The sequence below is a fragment of the Streptomyces sp. S6 genome, assembly GCF_054880855.1.
This window is the reverse complement of sequence record NZ_JBTYMC010000328.1, coordinates 1-7004: the sequence shown is the minus strand read 5'-3', so window position 1 is coordinate 7004 and position 7004 is coordinate 1. Positions and strand designations below refer to the sequence as shown.

General features: G+C 71.0%; 4 protein-coding genes and 1 pseudogene. 3 read left to right on the top strand and 2 right to left on the bottom strand.

From position 1 onward, the window contains the following. Positions 1–152: 152 nt before the first annotated feature. Positions 153–1685, bottom strand: a pseudogene (locus tag ACVNF4_RS30005) (MXAN_6230/SCO0854 family RING domain-containing protein); the annotation flags it as partial. A gap of 225 nt (positions 1686–1910) precedes the next feature. Beyond that, positions 1911–3443, bottom strand: coding sequence for a S8 family serine peptidase (locus tag ACVNF4_RS30000; protein WP_461806024.1), 1533 nt, complete (start codon positions 3441–3443; stop codon positions 1911–1913). Positions 3444–3776: 333 nt separating this feature from the next. Between ACVNF4_RS30000 and ACVNF4_RS29995 the strand changes: the two genes are divergently transcribed. From ACVNF4_RS29995 to moaA, 3 genes are all read left to right on the top strand, one after another. Then, positions 3777–4133 (top strand): DUF485 domain-containing protein, encoded by a 357-nt coding sequence (locus ACVNF4_RS29995; protein WP_461806023.1) that lies wholly within the window; start codon positions 3777–3779, stop codon positions 4131–4133. Beyond that, on the top strand, positions 4130–5749 hold the full coding sequence (locus ACVNF4_RS29990) for a solute symporter family protein (protein WP_461806022.1): 1620 nt from the start codon (positions 4130–4132) through the stop codon (positions 5747–5749). Before ACVNF4_RS29995 ends, ACVNF4_RS29990 begins: the two co-directional genes overlap by 4 nt. 158 nt (positions 5750–5907) lie before the next feature. Continuing rightward, the gene (gene moaA, locus ACVNF4_RS29985) at positions 5908–6897 is read left to right on the top strand and encodes a GTP 3',8-cyclase MoaA (protein ID WP_461806021.1); all 990 of its coding nucleotides are present in this window, start codon (positions 5908–5910) and stop codon (positions 6895–6897) included. Positions 6898–7004 lie beyond the last annotated feature (107 nt).

Here is a 7004-nt window from a genome sequence, read left to right as displayed (position 1 = left end):
GTGGGCGCCAACCGTGACGTGCCGATCTCGATCGTCGCCAAGGACCCCAAGGTCCTGGAGAAGGTCGCCGACTGGAACTGGACGGACGGCCTCAAGCCGGCCCACAACGCCTCCGTCACCGCGAGGGCCAGCGGCGGACGCGTGTCGTCGACGGCCCACGCGCGCGTGACGCTCCCGCGCGGGAAGAACACCCGCCGGTCCGCCGGGAGATGCCGGACGCGCAGCCGCCCGAGAGCAGCCAGCAGCGGCGCCGGGCCCGCCTGGGGGAGCGCGCGGCGCAGGACGTCCGCGAAGTCCTCCGGGAGGGTCTCCAGGGAGCGCAGACGCAGGACGTGGTCCAGGCGCCGCAGCAGCTCACCCGGACGTTCCGCGAGCAGCTCCAGGGCCGCGCGGGCGTCCTTCTCCGCCAACGCGCCCTCCACGCGCGCGTGCCACGTCGCCGGGCGCACACGCGTGCCGACGATCCGGACCGCCTCCGGGTGCGCCGCCGCCGTCCGCAGGATCCCCTCCCCGAGCTCCCCCGTCGTCGGCGTGCCCCGCAGCACCGCGAACGCCAGCGTCGCCCTCGGGTGCCGGGCGTGGTGCTCGAACGGGTGCAGGGTCTCCGCCGCGCGCTTCCAGGCGGTCGGGTGCCGCAGGACGTCCTCCACCAGCCGGGGGAAACCGTCCAGCACGGCCAGCAGCCGCCGGCGGATCCCCCGTGGCAGCGAGCGCATCCTCGGCGGCTCGACGAGGTCCGCCTCCCCGCCGGACCACACGCACAGCAGCCGCAACACGTCCGTCGCGGTCGTCAGATGAGCGTCCAGCAGCCCCAGAACCTCCGCCCTGCGGCTCTGTACGGCCAGCAGACGGCCCAGCACGAACGCCTTGGTCTCCCGGACCGGCACCTCCCGCGGGAACCACTCCACGCCCTCCGGAGCGTGCGCCAGCAGCACACCGAGATCCGCCCTGTCCCTGGGCGGCAGCGGGGTGCGGCGGGCGAGGAGCGTCCGCAGCGCCGTGACGGTGTCCGACCGGGCGTCCGTGCCCAGCGCGAGCAGCTTCAGCGGGCCCGCGTCGTTGGGTGTGCCGTCGTTCGGTGTGCGGCGCGGCTGAGCCGGCCTCAGGAACGGGTCGTCCCCCTCGATCCTCCGGTGGCAGATCGGGCAACCCGCGTACTCCTCGCCGTCCCAGCAGACCCGGCACACCAGATGCGCGCACGGCGACACCGGGTGCACGCTCGTCACCGTCCCGCACAGGACGCACGGCTGCTGCGGCCACTGGAGGAGCAGCGTGAACACCCGGTCCACCCACAAAGCCTCCGTGTCGTCCGGCACGGACACCGGGAAGTTCCGGAACAGCGGCATGTGCGTGCGGTCCGCCCCCAGCTCCTCGTCGATCCTCGCGATCAACTCCCGCCCCGCGCCCGCGAGTCCAGCCGGCCCCAGCCACGCCAGCGACTCCCTCAACTCCCTGCTCGGAGCGAAACCCCGGTCCAGCAGCTCGACTTCCAGAGCTGTCATGCCGTCCGCCGTCGAGGGGTCCCCCGGACGGGGGCCCGGATGGTCGACGTAGACGGTCCGGAGACGGCGCAGCAGGACGGAGGCGAGTTCGGTCAAGAGGGTCCCCCGGGAAAGGTGAAGTGAGAGGCGGGGGCGGGGAGTGGGTGCGCTAAGGCTTTTCAGGCAGGTGAGAAGGAAGCACACCGGGGAGCCGCCCCCGTGGGGACGACGGTAGGGGGGTGGGGAGGGGTGGGGCCAGTGGTTTTTCTACGTGATGGACCGTCGAGGGCAGGCCGTGATCGCCGATCAACCAGGCTGTACGGACTACGGCCGCTGCCTCGTGCGCTGTCGGCCCCGCCGGGCCGGGCAGCAGCTCCAGCGCCGCCGTCGCCCCGCCCGGACCGCGGGTCGACGGCGGCGTACCGGGGGCTACTTCTTGACGGCCTTCAGGGCGTTGACGACGCCGGCGCCGTAGAAGCCGTTGTAGAACTTGCCGCCGACGCAGGTGGCGTCGACGACGCCGTCGCCGTTGCCGTCGTACGGCTCGGTGGGGCAGGACTGCTTGTCGGCCTGGAACTTGAGGAGGGCGGTGAGCTGGGCGGGGCCGGCCCACGGGTGGGTGGACTTGAGGAGGGCGGCGACGCCGGCGGCGTGCGGGGCGGCCATGGAGGTGCCCTGGAGGTAGCCGTAGGTGTTGCCGGGGAGGGTGGAGAGGATGCGGCCGTTCTTGGACGGGGTGTCCGGGATCTGGAACCGGTCACCGCCCGGCGCCGCGACGTCGACGGCGCCGAAACCGTACGTCGAGTAGTACGACTTGGTGCCCTTGACGCCGGTCGCGCTGACCGTCACCAGGCCCGGCAGCTGGGCCGGGACGTCGAGGCATTTGTGCGGGTCGATCGTCCGCGTCACCGGCGTCGAGTCGTTCGGGCTGGTGGTGTCCTCGATCGCGTCGGAGTCCAGGTCGTGGTTGGAGTTCCCGGCCGAGGCGATGCTGAGGGTGCCCTTGCGCTGGGCGTAGGACTGCGCGCGGTTCACCGCGTCGACGACGGCCTTCTGGTCGGGGTCGTCGAGGCAGTTGTAGAGGTACGGGTCGACGTAGTAGCTGTTGTTCGTGATCTCGACGCCGTGGTCGGCGGCGAAGACGAACGCGCAGACGACGGCCTCGGGGTAGAAGAACTGCCCCTCGCCCTGCGAGACGCGGATCCCGGAGACCTTGACGCCCGGTGCGACCCCGGCGACGCCGATGCCGTTGCGCGCGGCGGCGATCTCACCGGCGACGTGCGTGCCGTGGTAGTGGCTCGGGTCGGCCGGCCGCCAGGCGCCCGGCGTGGTGTCGGCGACCCCGCCGACGCAGCTCGCGGACTGCGACGCGGAGAAGTTGGGGGCGAGGTCGGGGTGGGTGTCGTCGACGCCCGTGTCGATGACGGCGACGGTGACCTTCTTGCTGCCCGGGTTGATCTCGGCGGCCTTGTCCGCGCCGATCGCGCGCAGGTCCCACTGGTCCGCCTCCATCGGCTCCTGACCGGCGGTGGCGTCCGCGGCGAGCTGTGCGGCCTGCGCCTGCGTCAGCTTCTGGACCGCGCCCTCGTCCGTCGTCCCGGCCGGGGTCAGCGGGGCCGTCCGGGTCGCGCCCGCCGACTGCACGCCGCGCGCCTTGCGTATCTCGGCCGCGAACGCGGGGTTCGCCGAGTGGGCGACGATCACCCCGATCCGGTCGTAGGTGATCACGACGGTCCCTCCCGCCGCCGCGACCGCCTTCTCGACCGACGCGATCGTGCGGTGGTCCACCTTCGTGTTGACGACGTACGTCAGCGTCCCGGCCTCGGTGGCCTCGCCGACCGTCCCGGCCACCGAGGCCGGCGCGGCGGTCGCCGCCGTCGGCAGGAAGCCGAGGGAGGCGGTGAGCGTCAGCACGAGCGGCACGGCGAGCGCGAGGCGTCGTCTGGAAGGCAGATGAGCCATGGGATCTCCACATCATCCGGGTACGGCGAGGCACCGGGCGCGAGGTCCGCGTCCGGGCAGGTACATGACGGGTGGTACGCCTCGAAGCTATCCGCCGGACTCGCCCCGCAGCAATGGCTTCCGAAGATCACGCTCCGGAATCCGGGCACCTCGCGGGGCGGCCGAATCCCCCGAACGTCAACTTTCGAAACAACCCGAACGAGTTGAACCGGCCTCAACGCGGCGCCGTGACCTTGGGAAGGAAGCCCGAGGCCGATCGAGCTTCCGTCGTATGCCTGTACATATATGCCTGTACGTCCGTTAGATCCGACCTTCGCAACGCGAGGAGACTCCGTGGCCACCGAGACACCGCCCCCATCGAAGATCCCAGCCCAGCGCCCCTCGGCCGAGGAGTTCGAAGCGGTGCAGGAGAGCGCGGAATTCGGTGAACTGCGCCACTCCTACCGCTCCTTCGCCTTCCCGCTGACCGTCGGCTTCATCGCCTGGTACCTGCTGTACGTCCTGCTCTCCAACTACGCGGGCGATTTCATGGGCACCACCGTCGCGGGCAACATCAACGTCGCGATGGTCCTCGGCCTCGGCCAGTTCCTGACCACGTTCCTCATCGCCTGGTGGTACGCGCGCACCGCCGCCGCCAAGTTCGACCCCAAGGCCGAGGCCATCAAGACCCGTATGGAGAACGCCGAATGAGCCCCGCGATCACCCTCGCCGCAGGTGAGGCGAGCCAGCACCGCCCGCTGATCATCACCCTGTTCTCCCTGTTCGTCGTCGCCACCCTCGTCATCACCGTCTGGGCCGGCCGGCAGACCAAGGACGCCTCCGACTTCTACGCGGGCGGCCGGCAGTTCACCGGCTTCCAGAACGGCCTCGCCGTCGCCGGCGACTACATGTCCGCCGCGTCCTTCCTCGGCATCGCGGGCGCCATCGCCCTCTTCGGATACGACGGCTTCCTCTACTCCATCGGCTTCCTGGTCGCCTGGCTCGTCGCCCTCCTCCTGGTCGCCGAACCCCTGCGCAACTCCGGCCGCTACACGATGGGCGACGTCCTCGCCTACCGGATGCGCCAGCGCCCGGTGCGGACGGCCGCCGGCACCTCCACCATCGTCGTCTCGATCTTCTACCTGCTCGCCCAGATGGCCGGCGCCGGCGTCCTCGTCTCGCTGCTGCTCGGCATCACCACCGACGGCGGCAAGATCGCCATCGTCGCGCTGGTCGGCGTCCTGATGATCTTCTACGTCACCATCGGCGGCATGAAGGGCACCACCTGGGTCCAGATGGTCAAGGCCGTCCTCCTCATGGCGGGCGCCCTGCTGCTGACCTTCCTGGTGCTCCTCAAGTTCGACTTCAACATCTCCGACCTGCTCGGCACCGCCGCCGACAACAGCGGCAAGGGCGCCGCCTTCCTGGAGCCCGGCCTCAAGTACGGCCTCACCGGCACCACCAAGCTGGACTTCATCTCGCTGGGCATCGCCCTCGTCCTCGGCACCGCGGGCCTCCCGCACATCCTGATCCGCTTCTACACCGTGCCCACCGCGCAGGCCGCCCGGAAGTCCGTCCTGTGGGCCATCGGCCTCATCGGCGCCTTCTACCTGATGACCCTCGCCCTCGGCTTCGGCGCGGCGGCCCTGATCGGCCACGACGAGATCACCGGCTCCAACAAGGCCGGCAACACCGCGGCCCCCCTGCTCGCCCTGCACCTCGGCGGCGTCGACTCCAACTGGGGCGCGATCCTCCTTGCCACGATCTCCGCCGTCGCCTTCGCGACGATCCTCGCGGTGGTCGCAGGCCTGACGCTGGCCTCCTCGTCGTCCTTCGCGCACGACATCTACGCCAACGTCATCAAGAAGGGCAAGGCCAGCGAGCAGGAGGAGATCCGCGCCGCCCGCTGGGCCACCGTCGGCATCGGCGCCGTATCCATTCTGCTGGGCGCCCTCGCCCGGGACCTCAACGTCGCCGGCCTCGTCGCCCTCGCCTTCGCGGTCGCCGCCTCCGCGAACCTGCCCACCATCCTCTACAGCCTCTTCTGGAAGCGGTTCACCACCGGCGGCGCCCTCTGGTCGATCTACGGCGGCCTCGTCAGCGCCGTCGGCCTGGTGCTGTTCTCGCCGGTCGTCTCCGGCAAGGCGACCTCGATGTTCCCGGACGTCGACTTCCACTGGTTCCCCCTGGAGAACCCCGGCATCATCTCGATCCCCGTCGGCTTCCTCCTCGGCGTCGTCGGCACCTACCTCTCGAAGGAGGAGCCCGACAAGAAGAAGTACGCCGAGCTGGAGGTCCGCTCCCTGACGGGCACCGGCGCGCACTGACGCCGAGACCCGTCCCACGAAGGGCCGTGCCGCACCCCCTCCGGCGGCGCGGCCCTTCGCACGTCCCGGGCGTGTTCGAGCGTTGTCAGTGGCGTCACGTAGGCTCGCAGGTGTAACGGAAAGTCCATTCCGAGAAGCCAGCGAGGGAGGGGGCCCACGTGCTCATCGACACCTACGGCCGAGTGGCCACCGACCTGAGGGTCTCCCTCACGGACCGCTGCAACCTGCGGTGCACCTACTGCATGCCCGAAGAGGGCCTGAAGTGGCTCGCCAAACCCGACCTCCTCACGGACGACGAGATCGTCCGCCTGATCGACATCGCGGTCCGCCTCCTCGGCGTCGACGAGGTCCGCTTCACCGGCGGCGAACCCCTCCTGCGCCCCGGCCTCACCGGCATCGTCGAGCGCGTCGCCGCCCTCACCCCGCGCCCCCGCATGTCCCTCACGACCAACGGCATCGGCCTCAAGCGCACCGCCGGCGCCCTCAAGGCCGCCGGCCTCGACCGGGTCAACGTCTCGCTGGACACCCTCCGCCCCGACGTCTTCAAGACCCTCACCCGCCGAGACCGCCACCAGGACGTCCTGGACGGCCTCGCCGCCGCCCACACGGCAGGCCTCACCCCCGTCAAGGTCAACACCGTCCTCATGCCGGGCCTCAACGCCGACGAAGCCCCCGAGCTGCTCGCCTGGGCCATGGACCACGCCTACGAACTCCGCTTCATCGAGCAGATGCCCCTGGACGCCCAGCACGGCTGGACCCGCGACGGCATGGTCACCGCCGGCGACATCCTCACCTCCCTGCGCACCCGCTTCACCCTCACCCCGGAGACGCCGGACGCGCGCGGCTCGGCCCCCGCGGAACGCTGGCTGGTCGACGGCGGCCCCTACCGGGTCGGCGTCATCGCCTCCGTCACCCGCCCCTTCTGCGCCGCCTGCGACCGCACCCGCCTCACCGCCGACGGCCAGATCCGCACCTGCCTGTTCGCCCGCGAGGAGACCGACCTGCGCGCGGCCCTGCGCGGCGACGCGACGGACGAGGAACTCGCCGAACTGTGGCGCGTGGCGATGTACGGGAAGAAGGCGGGGGCAGGACTCGACGACCCGACGTTCGTGCAGCCGGACCGGCCGATGTCGGCGATCGGCGGCTAGGGCGTGTTCTGGGTTGAGATCACGGGATCGGTTATTCCCGCTCCAGGAGGGTGCCGACTGCGGTAGACCGGTCGCGTGACTCGTGGTGATCTGACTGACGCCGAGTG